13 protein-coding genes are annotated in these 15,928 nt (G+C 64.9%); 8 read left to right on the plus strand and 5 right to left on the minus strand.

The window, feature by feature from the left end:
- Positions 1 to 30 precede the first annotated feature (30 nt).
- Positions 31 to 1,329, plus strand: a complete 1,299-nt coding sequence (argA, locus tag RT582_RS00125) for an amino-acid N-acetyltransferase (protein ID WP_014821979.1) — start codon at positions 31 to 33, stop codon at positions 1,327 to 1,329.
- 33 nt (positions 1,330 to 1,362) lie between these two features.
- Here argA and gshA read toward each other — a convergent pair whose 3' ends face one another.
- The 3 genes from gshA to RT582_RS00140 all read right to left on the minus strand — a co-directional run bounded on the left by gshA (position 1,363) and on the right by RT582_RS00140 (position 5,922).
- Positions 1,363 to 2,940: a glutamate--cysteine ligase gene (gene gshA, locus RT582_RS00130; protein ID WP_313476094.1), complete on the minus strand. Its 1,578-nt coding sequence runs from the start codon at positions 2,938 to 2,940 to the stop codon at positions 1,363 to 1,365.
- A gap of 271 nt (positions 2,941 to 3,211) precedes the next feature.
- Positions 3,212 to 3,601, minus strand: coding sequence for a PaaI family thioesterase (locus tag RT582_RS00135; RefSeq protein WP_104098223.1), 390 nt, complete (start codon positions 3,599 to 3,601; stop codon positions 3,212 to 3,214).
- Positions 3,602 to 3,603: 2 nt separating this feature from the next.
- The gene (locus tag RT582_RS00140; RefSeq protein ID WP_104098224.1) at positions 3,604 to 5,922 is read right to left on the minus strand and encodes a Tex family protein; all 2,319 of its coding nucleotides are present in this window, start codon (positions 5,920 to 5,922) and stop codon (positions 3,604 to 3,606) included.
- Positions 5,923 to 6,147: 225 nt separating this feature from the next.
- Here RT582_RS00140 and ompR point away from each other — a divergent pair, with 225 nt between their 5' ends.
- Both ompR and RT582_RS00150 read left to right on the plus strand, forming a co-directional pair.
- Positions 6,148 to 6,882, plus strand: coding sequence for an osmolarity response regulator transcription factor OmpR (gene ompR / locus RT582_RS00145; RefSeq protein WP_014821967.1), 735 nt, complete (start codon positions 6,148 to 6,150; stop codon positions 6,880 to 6,882).
- A gap of 76 nt (positions 6,883 to 6,958) precedes the next feature.
- Positions 6,959 to 8,290: an ATP-binding protein gene (locus tag RT582_RS00150; RefSeq protein WP_023447045.1), complete on the plus strand. Its 1,332-nt coding sequence runs from the start codon at positions 6,959 to 6,961 to the stop codon at positions 8,288 to 8,290.
- A 21-nt stretch (positions 8,291 to 8,311) separates the two neighbouring features.
- Here RT582_RS00150 and rimK read toward each other — a convergent pair whose 3' ends face one another.
- Together rimK and rimB are read right to left on the minus strand one after the other, a co-directional pair.
- On the minus strand, positions 8,312 to 9,217 hold the full coding sequence (rimK, locus tag RT582_RS00155; protein WP_023447046.1) for a 30S ribosomal protein S6--L-glutamate ligase: 906 nt from the start codon (positions 9,215 to 9,217) through the stop codon (positions 8,312 to 8,314).
- A complete protein-coding gene (rimB, locus tag RT582_RS00160; protein ID WP_102833477.1) occupies positions 9,214 to 9,681 on the minus strand; it encodes a retropepsin-like aspartic endopeptidase RimB in 468 nt (155 codons plus the stop codon). The genes rimK and rimB overlap by 4 nt, the downstream gene beginning before the upstream one ends.
- A 101-nt stretch (positions 9,682 to 9,782) precedes the next feature.
- On the opposite strand from rimB, the gene RT582_RS00165 reads away from it, so the two are divergent.
- The 5 genes from RT582_RS00165 (at position 9,783) to RT582_RS00185 (ending at position 15,870) form a co-directional block, all read left to right on the plus strand.
- Complete coding sequence (locus RT582_RS00165; RefSeq protein WP_014821963.1) at positions 9,783 to 10,181, plus strand: RNA-binding S4 domain-containing protein; 399 nt, start codon at positions 9,783 to 9,785, stop codon at positions 10,179 to 10,181.
- 117 nt (positions 10,182 to 10,298) lie between these two features.
- Positions 10,299 to 11,186 carry an Hsp33 family molecular chaperone HslO gene (gene hslO, locus RT582_RS00170; protein ID WP_278379295.1) on the plus strand — a complete coding sequence of 296 codons (888 nt, stop codon included), beginning with the start codon at positions 10,299 to 10,301 and terminating at the stop codon, positions 11,184 to 11,186.
- Between the two features lie 221 nt (positions 11,187 to 11,407).
- A complete protein-coding gene (locus RT582_RS00175) occupies positions 11,408 to 12,952 on the plus strand; it encodes a phosphoenolpyruvate carboxykinase (protein WP_023447049.1) in 1,545 nt (514 codons plus the stop codon).
- Between the two features lie 163 nt (positions 12,953 to 13,115).
- The gene (locus tag RT582_RS00180) at positions 13,116 to 13,718 is read left to right on the plus strand and encodes a nitroreductase family protein (RefSeq protein ID WP_041015312.1); all 603 of its coding nucleotides are present in this window, start codon (positions 13,116 to 13,118) and stop codon (positions 13,716 to 13,718) included.
- Positions 13,719 to 13,929: 211 nt separating this feature from the next.
- A complete protein-coding gene (locus RT582_RS00185; protein ID WP_313476096.1) occupies positions 13,930 to 15,870 on the plus strand; it encodes a RecQ family ATP-dependent DNA helicase in 1,941 nt (646 codons plus the stop codon).
- Positions 15,871 to 15,928: the final 58 nt, after the last annotated feature.

A 15,928-nucleotide genomic window follows, 5' to 3' on the forward strand; every position in this document is an offset into this window, starting at 1 on the left:
GACGAACAGAACCGCCACGAAGGCTTTTACATGCACGACTACGTCACCTGGCTTCGCGACTCCTCGCCTTATATCAACTCGCACCGTGACCGCACCTTCGTCGTCATGCTGCCGGGCGACGGCCTGGAGCACGCCAACTTCGCCAACATCGTCCACGACCTGGTGCTGCTGCACAGCCTTGGTGTACGCCTGGTGCTGGTATTCGGCTCGCGTCCGCAGATCGAGGCGCGCCTGGCCGCCCGTGGCATCGAACCGCGCTTCCATCGCGATCTGCGCGTCACCGACGCGCCGACCATGGAGTGCGTGATCGACGCGGTTGGCCAGTTGCGCATCGCCCTCGAGGCACGGCTGTCGATGGATATGGCGGCGTCGCCGATGCAGGGCGCGCGACTGCGCGTGGCCGGTGGCAACTTCGTCACCGCGCGGCCGATCGGCGTGCTCGATGGCGTCGATCTGCATCACACCGGCGAAGTACGCCGTATCGACCGCAAGGGCATCGGCCGGCTGCTGGACGAGCGCACCATCGTGTTGCTGTCGCCGCTGGGTTATTCGCCGACAGGCGAGATCTTCAACCTGGCCTGCGAGGATGTCGCCACGCGCGCGGCCATCGATCTGCAGGCCGACAAGCTGGTGCTCTACGGCGCCGAGCCGGGCTTGCTCGACGAAAGCGGCAAGCTGGTGCGCGAGCTGCGTCCGCAGCAGATTCCGGCCTATGTCGAACGCCTCGGCAGCCAGTACCAGGCCGAGCTGCTCGACGCCGCCGCGCAGGCCTGTCGCGGCGGCGTGCGGCGCAGTCATGTGGTCAGCTACGCCGACGACGGTGCGTTGCTCAACGAGCTGTTCACCCGCGATGGCGGCGGCACGCTGGTAACCCAGGAGCAGTTCGAGCAGCTGCGCGAGGCAACCATCGAGGATGTCGGCGGGTTGATCGACCTGATCACGCCGCTGGAGGAGCAGGGCATCCTGGTGCGGCGCTCGCGCGAGGTGCTGGAGCGCGAGGTCGAGCAGTTCAGCATCGTCGAGCGTGACGGCCTGATCATCGCCTGTGCGGCGCTTTATCCGATTTCCGACTCGGATGCCGGCGAGCTTGCCTGCCTGGCGGTCAATCCGGAATACCGCCACGGCGGTCGCGGCGATGAGCTGCTCGAACGCATCGAGGAGCGTGCCCGGGCGCTGGGGTTGAAGAAGCTGATCGTGCTCACCACACGCACCGCGCACTGGTTCCAGGAGCGCGGCTTCGAGCCGATCAGCGTCGACCGTCTGCCGGCCGCGCGGGCTTCGTTGTACAACTTCCAGCGTAATTCGAAGATCTTCGAGAAACCGCTCTGAAGTGTGCCGGCGGGCGTTGCGCCCGCCATTTGCTCAGAGACTAAGACCGCGCTGGTACTCGACGACGAAGCTGTCGAAATCCAGCTCGTCCGTCGCTTCCATCTCCGCCTGGCGCTCCAGCGACTGATGTGCGGCGGATTCGAACTGATCCAGCTCGCTTGCACTCGGTGCCTGGCTGCGGAAGTAGTCGGCGTGGGCCAGGGTCTGGCGCATGGCGAACTGGCTGAAGCTCTCACCGCTGCGGCGCAGCTCGTCAAGTACGCGGGCGGACGGCGTCAGGCTGCTGTCGGCGACCTTGGCGCGCTGCTCGGCGAGCGCCTCGGCGTGCCGGGAGTCGGCATGGCTGCGGTCGAGGAGGGCGGCAACCTGGCCGATCTCGTCGAGCAACTGGTTGGCCCAGTCACTGAGCATGACATGCTCGCCACAACGCTGCAGCTCGAGTCCCGGACGCCGGCCTTCCTTGACCACCCTGAGGAAGTTGTCGGTGGCCGCGCTGCATTCGCCGTCGGCCAGGCAGGGGCTGTCGTCCAGCGCACAGAACAGCAGGAAGGCGTCGAGGAAGCGCGCTTCGTTGCGGTCGATCCCCAGCGGCAGGAAGGGGTTGATGTCCAGGCAGCGCACTTCGATGTACTGGATGCCGCGCGCGCGCAGCGCCTGCAACGGTCGTTCGCCGGTGGCGGTGACGCGCTTCGGGCGAATGTTCGAGTAGTACTCGTTTTCGATCTGCAGCACGTTGGTGTTGAGCTGCTGCCAGTTGCCGGCGGCATCCTTGATGCCCATCGCCTCGTAGGGGGCATACGGCGTGGAGACGGCGCGGAAAAGGCTCTCGGTGTAGCTCGCCAGGTCGTCGTAGCAGGGCGTCAACCCGGCCTGGGCATTGTTCTGGTAGCCCAGATCGCTCATGCGCAGGCTGGTGGCGTACGGCAGGTACAGGGTGTCAGCGTCGAGCGTCTCGAGCTGATGCTGACGTCCGCGCAGGAAGCCGGCGTCCAGCGCCGGCGAGGCACCGAACAGGTACATCAGCAGCCAGCTGTAGCGACGGAAGTTGCGGATCACGCCGATGTAACGCGTCGAGCGGTAGTCCTGGGCCGAGCGGGTATCGCCATCATCGGCCTGCAGTACCGGCCACAGCGCCTCGGGCAGCGAGAAGTTGTAGTGGATGCCGGCGATGCACTGCATGGTCTTGCCGTAGCGCAGGGCCAGGCCCTGGCGATAGACGTGCTTGAGCCGGCCGATGTTGGAGCTGCCGTATTCGGCGATCGGGATGTCCGCCTCGCTCGGTAGCGGGCAGGGCATCGACGGGCTCCAGAGGAATTCTTCGCCGAGCTTGGCATAGGTGAAGCGGTGGATCGCTTCGAGCTCGGCGAGAGTGTTCTGCGGGTCGCTGTCGGTGCCGGTGATGAACTCCAGCAGCGCCTCCGAATAATCGGTGGTGATCTGCGGGTGGGTCAACGCCGAACCCAATGCAACGGGGTGCGGGGTCATCGCCAGCTGACCGCGAGCGTCGACGCGCAGGCATTCGCGTTCGATCCCGTGCAGGCATTGACTGAGCAGCGGCAGGTGGGACGGCTCGGCCAACAATGCCAGGCGGTGGGTGAGAAGAGCGCTCAACTTGTGGATTCCTTCACGCGACAGTCGGCCCAATATGGGGATGGAAACGCCGCTTCACAAGAGGCAGCGTTGCTTCGATCGCTGTCGACGCATGCCGACTCCGCGGACGGCTGGTGGCCTGTGCGGTGAGTTGGTTGAGGCAAGTTCGGATGAACATGGCTCCGAGACAAGGCGCTGCGACGAGTCATAGCGGGGTTATGGCAAGGAGCAGCAACGCAGTATCCGGGCCATGGGCGCCGAAATTGACCAACCGAACTTACCAAACAGGCCACTAGAGGCAGGCGAAGGTCGCTTGGGCCTTGGCGATCAGCTTGTCGCCCTGATGCACCTCGGCTTCCAGCACCTGGGTCCGCCTGCCGCCGTGCACCACCCAGGCGCGGCAGCGCAGCTCGCCCTCGCTCACCGGGCGGATGTAGTTGACCTTGCATTCGAGCGTGACGCTGTTCGGCGAGCCATCACCGAGGCTGTGGCTGGCCTGACCCATGGCGGTGTCGATCAGCGAGAACAGCGCGCCGCCGTGCAGCTTGCCGTGCAGGTTGCGCAGGCCGTCGTGCATGCTCAGGCCGAGCACCGCCTCGCCGTTGCCGACCTGGTGAATCTCCAGGCCGAGCAGGCGGCCGAAGGCGCTGGAGCTGCCCACCGCCTCGACTTGAATGCTCATGCCTACTTCCTCAGCTGCTTGGCGTTGGCGAACAGCGCGGCCATGGCGGCATTGGCCGGTGCCGGCTTTTCTTCCTTGGCATGGCGCTCGCTGCGCGGCGCGTTGCCGCGTGGCTTGCCGGCGCCGCCACGCGGGCCGTCGGTCTTGGCGCCGGGCGTATCGCTCATGCGCATGGACAGGCCGACGCGCTGGCGCGGGATGTCCACTTCCATGACCTTGACCTTGACGATGTCACCGGCCTTGACCACTTCGTACGGGTCCTTGACGAACTTCTCCGACAGCGCGCTGATGTGCACCAGGCCGTCCTGATGCACGCCGATGTCGACGAAGGCGCCGAAGTTGGTCACGTTGGTCACCACGCCCTCGAGCACCATGCCCGGCTCCAGGTCGCTGAGCTTCTCGACGCCTTCCTGGAACTCGGCGGTCTTGAACTCCGGGCGCGGATCGCGGCCGGGCTTGTCCAGTTCGCTGAGGATGTCGGTGACAGTCGGCAAGCCGAAGGTCTCGTCGGTGAACTGCTTGGGGTCCAGGCGCTTGAGAAACGCCGAGTCGCCGATCAGCGAGCGGATGTCGCGGTTGGTATCGGCGGCGATGCGTTTGACCAGCGGATAGGTTTCCGGGTGCACGGCGGAGGCGTCCAGCGGGTTGTCGCCGTTCATCACGCGGAGGAAGCCGGCGGCCTGTTCGAAGGTCTTGTCGCCCAGGCGCGGCACCTTCTTCAGCTCGCTGCGGGACTTGAACGCACCATTGGCATCGCGGAACTGCACGATGTTCTGTGCCAGCGTCGAGTTGAGGCCGGAGATGCGCGCCAGCAGGGCGGCAGAGGCGGTATTCACGTCGACGCCGACGGCGTTCACGCAGTCCTCGACCACCGCGTCCAGCGAACGCGCCAGCTTGAGCTGGGACACGTCGTGCTGGTACTGACCGACGCCGATGGACTTCGGGTCGATCTTCACCAGCTCGGCCAGCGGGTCCTGCAGGCGGCGGGCGATGGACACGGCGCCGCGCAGGGAGACGTCCAGGTCCGGGAATTCCTTGGCCGCCAGTTCCGAGGCCGAATACACCGAGGCGCCGGCTTCGCTGACCATGATCTTGGTGAGCTTGAGGCCGGGCACTTTCTTGATCAGCTCGCCGGCCAGCTTGTCCGATTCGCGGCTGGCGGTGCCGTTGCCGATGGCGATCAGGTCGACGGCGTGCTTGGCGCACAGCTTGGCGAGAATCGCCAGGGTGCCGTCCCAGTCGTTGCGCGGTGCGTGCGGGTAGACGGTGGCGGTTTCCAGCAGCTTGCCGGTGGCGTCGACCACCGCGACCTTGCAACCGGTGCGCAGGCCCGGGTCCAGCGCCAGGGTCGCGCGCGGGCCAGCCGGGGCGGAGAGCAGCAGGTCGTGCAGGTTGCGCGCGAACACCGAGATGGCTTCGTCCTCGGCCTTGTCGCGCAGCTCACCGAGCAAGTCGGTTTCCAGGTGGGTGTAGAGCTTGACCTTCCAGGTCCAGCGCACCACCTCGCCGAGCCACTTGTCGGCGGCGCGGCCGCGGTTGGCGATGCCGAAGCGCTCGCCGATCATGCCTTCGCCGGGGTGCATGCTGCCGGGCGTTTCGTCACCGACCTTAAGGCTGACGCTGAGGATGCCTTCGTTGCGGCCGCGGAAGATCGCCAGCGCGCGGTGCGAAGGGGTGTTCTTCAGCACTTCGTCATGCTCGAAGTAGTCGCTGAACTTGGCGCCTTCGCTTTCCTTGCCCGGCACTACACGGGCGCTGAGGGTGGCGTTGTGCTTGAGGAACTCGCGCAGCTTGGCCAGCAGGTCGGCGTCTTCGGCGAAGCGCTCCATGAGGATGTACTTGGCGCCTTCAAGGACGGCTTTCACATCGGCGAAGCCCTTCTCGGCGTCGATGAAGCGCTCGGCTTGCTGCTCTGGCGTAAGGTCCGGGTTGCCGAACAGCGCATCGGCCAGCTCGCCGAGACCGGCTTCGAGGGCGATCTGACCCTTGGTGCGGCGCTTCTGCTTGTAGGGCATGTAGAGGTCTTCGAGGCGGGTCTTGGTGTCGGCGAGGTCGATCTCGCGCTTGAGTTCGGGGGTCAGCTTGCCCTGTTCCTCGATGCTGGCGAGGATCGAGACGCGGCGCTCGTCCAGCTCGCGCAGGTAACGCAGGCGCTCTTCCAGGTTGCGCAGCTGGGTATCGTCGAGGCTGCCGGTGACTTCCTTGCGGTAGCGGGCGATGAAGGGAACGGTGGAGCCTTCGTCGAGCAGCGCCACGGCGGCGGCGACCTGTTGCGGGCGCACGCCCAGCTCGTTGGCGATACGGGAATTGATGCTGTCCATGAACCTACCTGGGTCAGTCAAACCATGCAGGCCGGGCCTGCGCGAAAGCCGGCGATTATAGGGGAACTGCGGCTGCCGGCCTCAACCGATTGCCGGTGAGCGGTCGCCGGTCTGGGTCGAATGCTGCGGGAATCGGCCGTTCGACGAAAAATCTGCTAACAATGGCTGTCAGTAGGGCCGATCCACACTGCGCAATAATGCGCCGTCGACCATCTGGGAGTTTCCATGAGCAGCACTGCGCCAGCCAGCGAAGGCGAAAAAATCCTCATCGTCGATGACGATGCCCGTCTGCGACGTCTGCTCGAGCGTTTTCTCGACGAGCAGGGCTACCGCGTCCGTACCGTGGAAAACACCGAGCAGATGGATCGTTTGCTCAGCCGCGAGTTGTTCCAGCTGGTGGTGCTCGACCTGATGATGCCTGGCGAGGATGGTCTGTCTGCGTGCCGCCGGCTGCGCGAGGGAAACAACCAGATTCCGATCATCATGCTCACCGCCAAGGGCGACGAGGCCAGTCGCATTCAGGGCCTGGAGCAGGGCGCCGATGATTACCTGGCGAAGCCCTTCAACCCCCGTGAGCTGCTCGCGCGCATTCGTGCGGTGCTGCGTCGGCAGGCGCCGCAGGTTCCGGGCGCGCCGGCCAGTGAGGACGAGACCGTCACCTTCGGCGAGTACGAGCTGTCGCTGGCGACCCGTGAGCTGAAGAAGGGCAACGAGGTGCACATGCTCACCACCGGTGAGTTCGCCGTGCTCAAGGCGCTGGTCCAGCACGCACGCGAGCCGCTGACCCGCGACAAGCTGATGAACCTCGCCCGCGGGCGCGAGTGGGATGCACTGGAGCGCTCCATCGACGTGCAGATATCCCGCCTGCGCCGGCTGATCGAGCCGGACCCGTCCAAGCCGCGCTATATCCAGACCGTCTGGGGTGTGGGTTACGTATTCGTGCCGGACGGCAACAAGTGAGTTGGCTGCGGCCTGCTGCAGGCTTCGAGCGCGTTAAGCTCGCGGCCTGCCGTCCTGGGCCTGCCGCCGGGACTTCATGAAAACTCCGCTCTGGTTCCCGCAAAGCTTCTTCGCCCGCACCCTGTGGATGGTGCTGATCGTGGTGCTGTTCTCCAAGGTCCTGACGCTGGTCTATCTGATGACCAACGAGGACGTGCTGGTTGACCGCCAGTACAGCCACGGCGCGGCACTGACGCTGCGTGCATACTGGGCCGCCGATCTCGAAGACCGCGATCGTATCGGTCGCGCCGCCGGCCTGCAGCTGGTGGCCGAGCAGAACGTGCCGCGCAGCGAATACCACTGGCCCTACACCGAGATCTTCCAGCGGCAGATGCGCGACGAGCTGGGCGACGATACCGAGGTGCGCGTGCGTATCCAGCCGTCCACGGCGATCTGGGTGCGCGCGCCCGCGTTGGGGCCGGACTGGGTGCAGGTGCCGCTGTACGCCTATCCGCTGCGTGGCCAGCGCATCTGGAGCGTGCTCGGCTGGTTCCTCGGTATCGGCCTGCTGTCCACCGGTGCGGCGTGGATCTTCGTCAGCCAGCTCAATCTGCCGCTCAAGCGGCTGGTCTTCGCTGCACGGCAGATCGGCAAGGGCCGGCGCGTGCGCCTGCCGATCAGCGATACGCCGAGCGAGATGACCGAGGTGTATCGCGCCTTCAACCAGATGGCCGAGGACGTCGAGCAGGCTGGCCGGGAGCGCGAACTGATGCTGGCCGGGGTTTCCCACGATCTGCGCACGCCATTGACGCGCCTGCGCCTGTCGCTGGAGCTGATGAGCAGCGATGACGAGCTGACCGACGACATGATTCGTGATGTCGAGGACATGAATGCGATCCTCGATCAGTTCCTCGCCTTTGTCCGCGACGGCAGCGATGAACCGGTGGAAACCACCGACCTCGGTGAGCTGATCCGCGAAGTGGTGGCACCCTACAATCAGCAGCAGGAGATCGTGCGGCTGTGCGTCGAGCCGATGCCGCCGTTTGCCCTGCGTCGGGTATCGGTCAAGCGGCTGCTGGTCAACCTCATCGAGAACGCCTTGCGCTACGGCGGCGGCGGGGTGGAGGTGGCGGCCTACGTGTCGGGCGACCAGCACGCGCCCTACGTGGTGCTGAGCGTGCTCGACCGCGGCCCGGGCATTGATCCCGCCGAGCTGGAATGCATCTTCAATCCGTTCATCCGCGGTGATCGCGCCCGTGGCGGGCAGGGCGCCGGGCTGGGTCTGGCGATCGTCAAACGCATCGCTTCTCAGCACGGCGGCATCGTCGAGTTGCGCAACCGTGAGGGCGGTGGTTTGGAGGCGCGCGTCAGCCTGCCGCTGGGATTGTTGCTGCCGCGCGATGCGGTGCAGGGCAAACCGGCCGAGTAGCCGGTTCGCCACGAGGCGGAATCAGCCCTTGCCTTTGGTGCGGGTCAGGTGCGGCCCGCCGTTCTTCTCCAGGTACTGGATGATCAGCCCGGCGACGTCCTTGCCGGTGGTCTCTTCGATGCCGGCCAGGCCCGGCGAGGAGTTGACCTCCATCACCAGCGGGCCATGGTTTGAGCGCAGGATGTCGACGCCGGCGACGTTCAGGCCCATCACCTTGGCCGCACGGATGGCGGTCATGCGTTCTTCCGGGGTGATCTTGATCAGGCTGGCGGAGCCGCCACGGTGCAGGTTGGAGCGGAACTCGCCGGGCTTGGCCTGGCGCTTCATCGCCGCGATGACCTTGTCGCCGACCACGAAGCAGCGGATGTCGGCGCCGCCGGCTTCCTTGATGTACTCCTGCACCATGATGTCCTGCTTGAGACCCATGAAGGCCTCGATCACCGATTCGGCCGCCTTCTCGGTTTCGCAGAGCACCACGCCGATGCCCTGGGTCCCTTCCAGTACCTTGATCACCAGGGGGGCGCCGTTGACCATCTGGATCAGATCGGGAATGTCGTCCGGCGAGTGGGCGAAGCCGGTCACGGGCAGGCCGACGCCGCGGCGCGACAGCAGTTGCAGCGCACGCAGCTTGTCCCGCGAGCGGGCGATGGCGACCGATTCGTTGAGCGGGAACACGCCCTGCATCTCGAACTGGCGCAGCACCGCACAGCCATAGAAGGTCACCGAGGCGCCGATGCGCGGGATCACCGCGTCGAAGCCGTCCAGCGGCTTGCCGCGGTAATGGATCTGCGGCTTGTGGCTGGCAATGTTCATGTACGCGCGTAGCGTATCGATCACCACCACCTCATGGCCCCGCTGCTGGCCGGCTTCGACCAGGCGTCGGGTGGAATACAGGCGCGGATTGCGCGACAGCACGGCGATTTTCATGGAGCACCGGAGGAAGTGAGGATCTGGGGTTTGTCTTGGATATAGGTTCGCGACGGATCGATCAGCCATTGCCCTTCGATCAGCGCTTTTGAACCGAGCAGCAGGCGATAACGCATGGTCTTGCGGCAGGTCAGGGTGAACTCCACCGGCCAGACATGACTGCCGAGTGCAAGCAATGTTCGCACCACGTAGCGCGTCTGCACCTGCCCGTTGGAGCTCTTGATCAGCTTGCGCGTGACCAGCGGTGCCTCGCAGCGGTGGCGGCGCTGTACCAGCGTGCCCAGGTGGGCGGTGAATCGGACCCAGCGCTGACCGTCGCGTTCGAACTCGCTGATCTCGGTAGCATGCAGCGCCGATGTGCTGGCCCCGGTATCGACCTTCGCGCGCAGTCCCACCACGCCGAGATCCGGCAGGGCGATCCACTCACGCAGACCGATCACGGTATGGGGGTCGAGTCTCTTCAATGGGAGCGTCCGAAGAATTTGCCGGCATTCTAGTCGGGGTGCATGACAACTGCATCCGTCTGTAACACCCTAGAACGACGTGTAGAGGATAGAGCTGGACGATGGCCGAAAAAGACGACGACAAGGTGCGCCTGGACAAGTGGCTGTGGGCTGCGCGCTTCTTCAAGACCCGTGCGCTGGCCAAGGCGGCCATCGAGGGTGGCAAGGTGCACTGTCGTGGCGAGCGTTGCAAGCCGAGCAAGGAACCTAAGGTGGGCGACGAGCTGCTGATCCGCATCGGTTTCGACGAGCGCACGGTGGTCGTCCGCGCTTTGTCGGCGGTGCGCCGCGGAGCGCCCGAGGCGCAAACACTCTATGAGGAAACGCCGCAAAGCCTGGCCGCGCGCGAGGAAGCGGCGGCGCAGCGCAAGGCCGGCGCACTGGGGCTGCAGACCGATGGGCGGCCGAGCAAGAAGCAGCGCCGGCAGATCCAGTACCTGCGCGACTACAAACCGGACTGATCTTCGCAACGCTGGCGAGCTGCATCACTCACGAGGCCGTCCGGCAGCCGCCCTTGGTCCGGGCGGGCTTTGCGCCTAAAATCGCCGGCTTCCTCCGCCGTTCCAGCGAGCCCCGGCATGTCCGACCAAACTCAGCGCTTTATCTTTGACGATTCCGACGTTCGCGGCGAAATCGCCACGCTGGACGAAAGCTTCCAGCACGTGCTGGCCAAGCACACCTACCCCGAGCCCGTCGCCCAGCTGCTTGGCGAGCTGCTCGCCGCTGCCGCGCTGCTGGTCGGCACGCTCAAGTTCGACGGGCTGCTGATTCTCCAGGCGCGTTCCAGCGGAGCCGTCCCGCTGCTGATGGTCGAGTGCTCCAGTGCCCGGGAGGTGCGCGGCATCGCGCGCTACCACGCCGAGCAGATCGAGACGGGCGCAACGCTGGCCGAGTTGATGCCCGAGGGCATGCTGGCGATCACCGTCGACCCGGCCAACGGCCAGCGCTACCAGGGCATCGTCGGCCTGGACGGGGTCAACCTGGCGGAATGCCTGACCAACTATTTCGCTGCGTCCGAGCAGCTGCCGACGCGCTTCTGGCTCAATGCCGACAGCCGCCGGGCCTGCGGCCTGCTGTTGCAGCAGCTGCCGGCCGATCGAATCAAGGATGCCGACGAGCGTGACGCCAGCTGGGAGCACCTGCGCACCCTGGCCGACACCCTGACGGCCGAGGAACTGCTCGGACTGGATGCCGAGACGCTGTTGCACCGGCTCTACCATCAGGAGCAGCTGCGCCTGTTCGACGCGCTGCCGATCCGCTTTCGCTGCAGCTGCTCGCGGGAGCGCTCGGCCCGTGCGCTGATCAGCCTGGGCGAGGACGACGCCCAGCAACTGGTGGTCGAGCAGGGCGGTGCGGTGAGCATCGATTGCCAGTTCTGCAACGAGAAGTACACCTATGACGCCGCGGACGTGGCCCAGCTTTTCGCCGGTGGCGGCAGCGACGCGCCCTCGGGCACCCGTCATTGAGCGGCGCCTGGCGCTCGGCAGCCATCCGCGGAGCGCCAGTACGCTAAGGAATGAGACAGGGATGGACCTGCAGCCAGCCAGTGAACTATTTGGCCATCACGGCCTCATACCCAGCGCGGCGCATTATCTGGCATAATCGCGCGCACTTTTTTCGATGTAGTTCGTCGCTCGGCGGGCTACAACAGCATGGAGGAATCGGCCCAAGGCCGACGGGAACACTCATGACGCAAGCCACCAACGCCGTGTACACCGACATCAGCACCGCTCAACTGATTGAAGAAGCCGTCAAGCGCGGAGAGGGCGAACTGTCCGCCAATGGCTCTCTGGTGGTGAAGACCGGGCACCGCACGGGTCGTTCTCCGGCTGACCGCTTCATCGTCGAAGAGCCGAGCACCCAGCACAAGATCGCCTGGGGCCCGATCAACCGTCCGTTCCCGGCCGGCAACTTCGAAGCACTGTGGAACCGCGTCGAAGCCTACCTCGCCGAGCGCGACAGCTTCGTCTCCTACGTCCATGTCGGTGCCGATCCCGAGCACTACCTGCCGGTCAAGATGACCACCGAGACCGCCTGGCACAACCTGTTCGGCCGTTGCCTGTTCATCACCCCGGAACAGTTCAACCAGGCCAGCCTGAGCGAGTGGCGCATCCTCAACGCACCGTTCTTCCAGTGCGTACCCGAGCGTGACGGCACCAATTCCGATGGTTGCGTGATCATCAACTTCGCCGAGAAGAAGGTGCTGATCGCCGGCATGCAGTACGCCGGTGAAATGAAGAAAGCCATGTTCTCCGTGCAGAACTTCCTGCTGCCGGACGTCGACGTGCTGCCGATGCACTGTGCCGCCAACATCGGCGAAGACGGCGACACCACCCTGTTCTTCGGTCTGTCCGGCACCGGCAAGACCACCCTGTCGGCCGACGAGAGCCGCTACCTGATCGGCGATGACGAGCACGGCTGGGGCGTTGGCCGCGTGTTCAACATCGAGGGTGGCTGCTACGCCAAGTGCATCGACCTGTCCGAGAAGAACGAGCCGGTGATCTGGAAGGCTATTAAGTTCGGCGCCGTGCTGGAGAACGTGGTGCTCGACGAGCGCACCCGTCTGCCCGACTACGCCGACGCCAGCCTGACCCAGAACAGCCGCGCCGCGTACCCGCTGCAGCATGTCGAGAAGCGCTCCGAGAAGAACCTCGGCGGTGAGCCGAACGCGGTGATCTTCCTGACCTGCGACCTGACCGGCGTACTGCCGCCCGTGTCGATCCTGAACAACGAGCAGGCTGCCTACCACTTCCTGTCCGGCTACACCGCGCTGGTCGGTTCCACCGAAATGGGTTCGGGCAGCGGCATCAAGTCGACCTTCTCCACCTGCTTCGGCGCGCCGTTCTTCCCGCGTCCGGCTGGCGAGTACGCCGAGTTGCTGATCAAGCGTATCAACGGCTTTGGCTCCAAGGTCTACCTGGTCAACACCGGCTGGACCGGTGGTGGCTACGGCGTCGGCAAGCGCTTCAACATCCCGACCACCCGTGCGGTGATCGCTGCAATCCAGAGCGGTGCGCTGATCGGTGCCGAGACCGAGCACCTGCCGATCATCAATCTGGACGTGCCGAAGGCCGTCGCCGGCGTCGATACCCAGCTGCTGAACCCGCGCAACACCTGGGCTGACAAGAGCGCCTACGACCAGGCCGCAAAGGAACTGGCAGCCAAGTTCGTCGAGAACTTTAAGAAGTTCGATGTCTCCGACGCCATCCGCAACGCCGGCCCGCAGCTCTAAGCTGTCTGCTGCGTTATCGAAAAGCCGCCTCGGGGCGGCTTTTTCGTTTGTGCCGGGTGGTGATTCGGATCAAAGGCGTCGATGATTCTTATCGGTCAAGGCGCATGGATTCGATTGGTCGGCGCCCTTAGCATGGCGCCACTGTTGATCACGAGGAAGCGTCATGAATACCGTAGAAGCCATCCGCACCCGTCGCGCCGTCAAAGTCTACGACCCGAGCTTCCAGCTCAGCCGGGAGGAGAAGGACGAGCTGCTGCAACTGGCACTGCTGGCACCCTCTGCCTTCAACCTGCAGCACGTGCGCTTCGTCGAGGTAAGCGACCCTGCGCTGCGGGCGCAGATCCGCGAGGTGGGCTGGAACCAGGCGCAGATGACCGATGCCTCGATGCTGGTGGTGATCTGCGCGCAGGTCGACAGCTGGGAAAAGAATGTCCGCCGGGTCTGGGATGGTGCGCCAGGCGAGGTGCAGAACTTTATGGCCGGCGCCATCGATGCCTACTACCGCGACAAGCCGCAGGTCCAGCGTGACGAAGCCATGCGCAGTTGCGGCCTGATGGCACAGACGCTGATGCTCGCGGCACGGGCCAAGGGCCTGGATTCCTGCCCGATGGATGGCTTCGATTTCGACGCGGTCGGCAAGCTGATCAACCTGCCGGACAACCATGTCATCGCGCTGATGGTCGCGGTGGGCAAGCGCGCTGCTGAGCCGAAGCCGCGGATCGGCAAGTTGCCGTTCGACGAGGTGGTGATTCGCGACCGCTTCTGAGTCTTCTGGCGAAGGGCGCGCAATGCGTCCTTCCGCCTGGGCCCGCTGGCCGCCAACTTTGTCCACCTCAAAGTCCCATCCGGCCCGCCCAGGGCCATCGCTGGGTTGATGGCCACGCGCTCCGACGACCGGCCGCACATGTCAGCCGCTTTGCAGTACCGTCTCCCTCCGTTTGCTACCCTCCGGCCTCCAGTCAAAGGAGTGACTCAGCATGATCGAACAGACCCTCAGGCAGACTTTCGGCTACGACGGCTTTCGTCCCGGCCAGGATCAGGCCATTCGCGCCGTGGTGGCCGGGCGCTCGGCGGCCGCGATCTTTCCCACCGGGTCGGGCAAGTCCTTGTGTTATCAGGTGCCGGCGCTGCTATTGCCTCATCTCACCTTGGTCGTTTCGCCGCTGTTGGCGCTGATGCAGGACCAGCTGGCGTTCCTGCACCGGCACGGCATCGCCGCAGCCAGCATCGACTCGGCGCAGAGCCGCGAGCAGGCCAGCGAAACCATGGCCCGCGCCAAGTCCGGTGAACTGAAGATCCTGATGATTTCGGTGGAGCGGCTGAAGAACGAACGCTTCCGCAACTTCATCAGCCAGGTGACGATCTCGTTGCTGGTCGTCGATGAGGCGCACTGCATCTCCGAATGGGGCCACAACTTCCGCCCGGATTATCTCAAGCTTCCCGACTACCAGCGCCAGTTCAACATTCCCCAGGTGCTGCTGCTCACCGCCACGGCGACGCCGCCGGTGATCGCCGACATGCAGGCCAAATTCTCGATTGCCGCGGACGACGTGGTCACCACCGGTTTCTACCGGCCCAACCTCAATCTGCTGGTGGAGCCAGTCAGCGGCTTCAACAAGCAGCGGCGGCTGGTGGAGTGGCTGGCAGACAAGGGCGGCCAACCTACCATCGTCTATGTCACCCAGCAGAAAACAGCCGAGCAGGTTGCCGAGCATCTGGCGCAGCGCGGTTTCCCGGCCAGCGCCTACCACGCCGGCATGGCCCACGAGTTGCGTGAGTCGATCCAGCGCCGCTTCATGGCCGGCGAGCTGAACTGCATCGTCGCCACCATTGCCTTTGGTATGGGCATCGACAAGGCGGACATCCGCAACGTAGTGCACTACGACCTGCCCAAGTCGGTGGAAAATTACAGTCAGGAAATCGGTCGGGCAGGGCGCGACGGTAACGCTTCGGATTGCCTGGTGCTGGCCAACCGGGACAGCCTCAGCGTGCTGCAGAACTTCGTCTATGGCGACACACCGGAGCTTGACGGGATCCGCTGCGTACTCGACGAGCTGCTACAGGCGGCTGCTCCTGATCAAAAGGGCAGCGGACAGTGGGAGCTGATGCTCAACCAGCTATCGGACCAGAGCAACATCCGCCAGCTGCCGCTGAAAACCCTGCTGGTGCAGCTGGAGCTGCGCGGCATCATCGCGCCACGCTTCGCCTATTTCGCTGAGTACCGCTTCAAGTACCTGCTCGAACCCGAGGTGCTGGTGGCGAAATTTGAAGGCGAGCGGCGGCAGTTCGTCGAGGCCATCGTGCATAGCTCGGCGCGGGCAAGGACCTGGTGCACGCTGGATTTCGATGCGCTCTACCAGCAGCACGGGGCGGACCGTGGACGGGTGGTAAAGGCCCTGGAGTACTTCCAGGAAAAGGGCTGGATCGAGCTGGAGAGCAAGCAGATGACAGACGTCTATGCGCTGCTCGATCCAGACTTCGACGCAGAGGGCTTGAGCATCGAACTGCATGAATACTTCAAACAGCACGAAGCGAGCGAGATCACCCGCATCGACAACATGCTGGCGCTGTTCGAATCCAGTGAATGCCTGAGCCAGCGCTTGGCCGGGTATTTCGGTGACGTGCAGGCGCCGCAGCACTGCGGGCATTGTTCTGTCTGCAACGGACAGGTCGCGAAACTGCCGGAACCGCCGGCAATGGCGCCGCTGGAACAGATTGACCTGGCCGCCCGCTGCGCCGAATTCAGTCAACGCTTCGCGCAGCTGAAGGGCGGTGCGCCCAGCGCCGAGTGCCTGACGCGCTTTCTCTGCGGCATCAGCGTGCCGGTGTTCACCAAGCTCAAGGCGCGCCAGATCCCCGGTTTCGCCTCGCTGGAGGCTTATCCCTACGCCGAGGTTCGCGCGCGCCTGACGCGTTAGGGTCTGTTGACGTTTCGTTCGCGGCTCGCGACAAAACGTCAACAGACCCTGGCCATCG

Source organism: Stutzerimonas kunmingensis, assembly GCF_032106285.1.
GTDB lineage: Bacteria > Pseudomonadota > Gammaproteobacteria > Pseudomonadales > Pseudomonadaceae > Stutzerimonas > Stutzerimonas kunmingensis_B.

What these genes read in the sequence shown, in the direction of transcription:
- argA (WP_014821979.1), top strand. Translation starts at nt 31, where the DNA reads ATGCACGACTACGTCACCTGGCTTCGCGACTCCTCGCCTTATATCAAC.
- RT582_RS00135 (WP_104098223.1), bottom strand. Translation starts at nt 3,601, where the DNA reads ATGAGCATTCAAGTCGAGGCGGTGGGCAGCTCCAGCGCCTTCGGCCGC.
- RT582_RS00140 (WP_104098224.1), bottom strand. Translation starts at nt 5,922, where the DNA reads ATGGACAGCATCAATTCCCGTATCGCCAACGAGCTGGGCGTGCGCCCG.
- ompR (WP_014821967.1), top strand. Translation starts at nt 6,148, where the DNA reads ATGAGCAGCACTGCGCCAGCCAGCGAAGGCGAAAAAATCCTCATCGTC.
- RT582_RS00150 (WP_023447045.1), top strand. Translation starts at nt 6,959, where the DNA reads ATGAAAACTCCGCTCTGGTTCCCGCAAAGCTTCTTCGCCCGCACCCTG.
- rimK (WP_023447046.1), bottom strand. Translation starts at nt 9,217, where the DNA reads ATGAAAATCGCCGTGCTGTCGCGCAATCCGCGCCTGTATTCCACCCGA.
- RT582_RS00165 (WP_014821963.1), top strand. Translation starts at nt 9,783, where the DNA reads ATGGCCGAAAAAGACGACGACAAGGTGCGCCTGGACAAGTGGCTGTGG.
- hslO (WP_278379295.1), top strand. Translation starts at nt 10,299, where the DNA reads ATGTCCGACCAAACTCAGCGCTTTATCTTTGACGATTCCGACGTTCGC.
- RT582_RS00175 (WP_023447049.1), top strand. Translation starts at nt 11,408, where the DNA reads ATGACGCAAGCCACCAACGCCGTGTACACCGACATCAGCACCGCTCAA.
- RT582_RS00180 (WP_041015312.1), top strand. Translation starts at nt 13,116, where the DNA reads ATGAATACCGTAGAAGCCATCCGCACCCGTCGCGCCGTCAAAGTCTAC.
- RT582_RS00185 (WP_313476096.1), top strand. Translation starts at nt 13,930, where the DNA reads ATGATCGAACAGACCCTCAGGCAGACTTTCGGCTACGACGGCTTTCGT.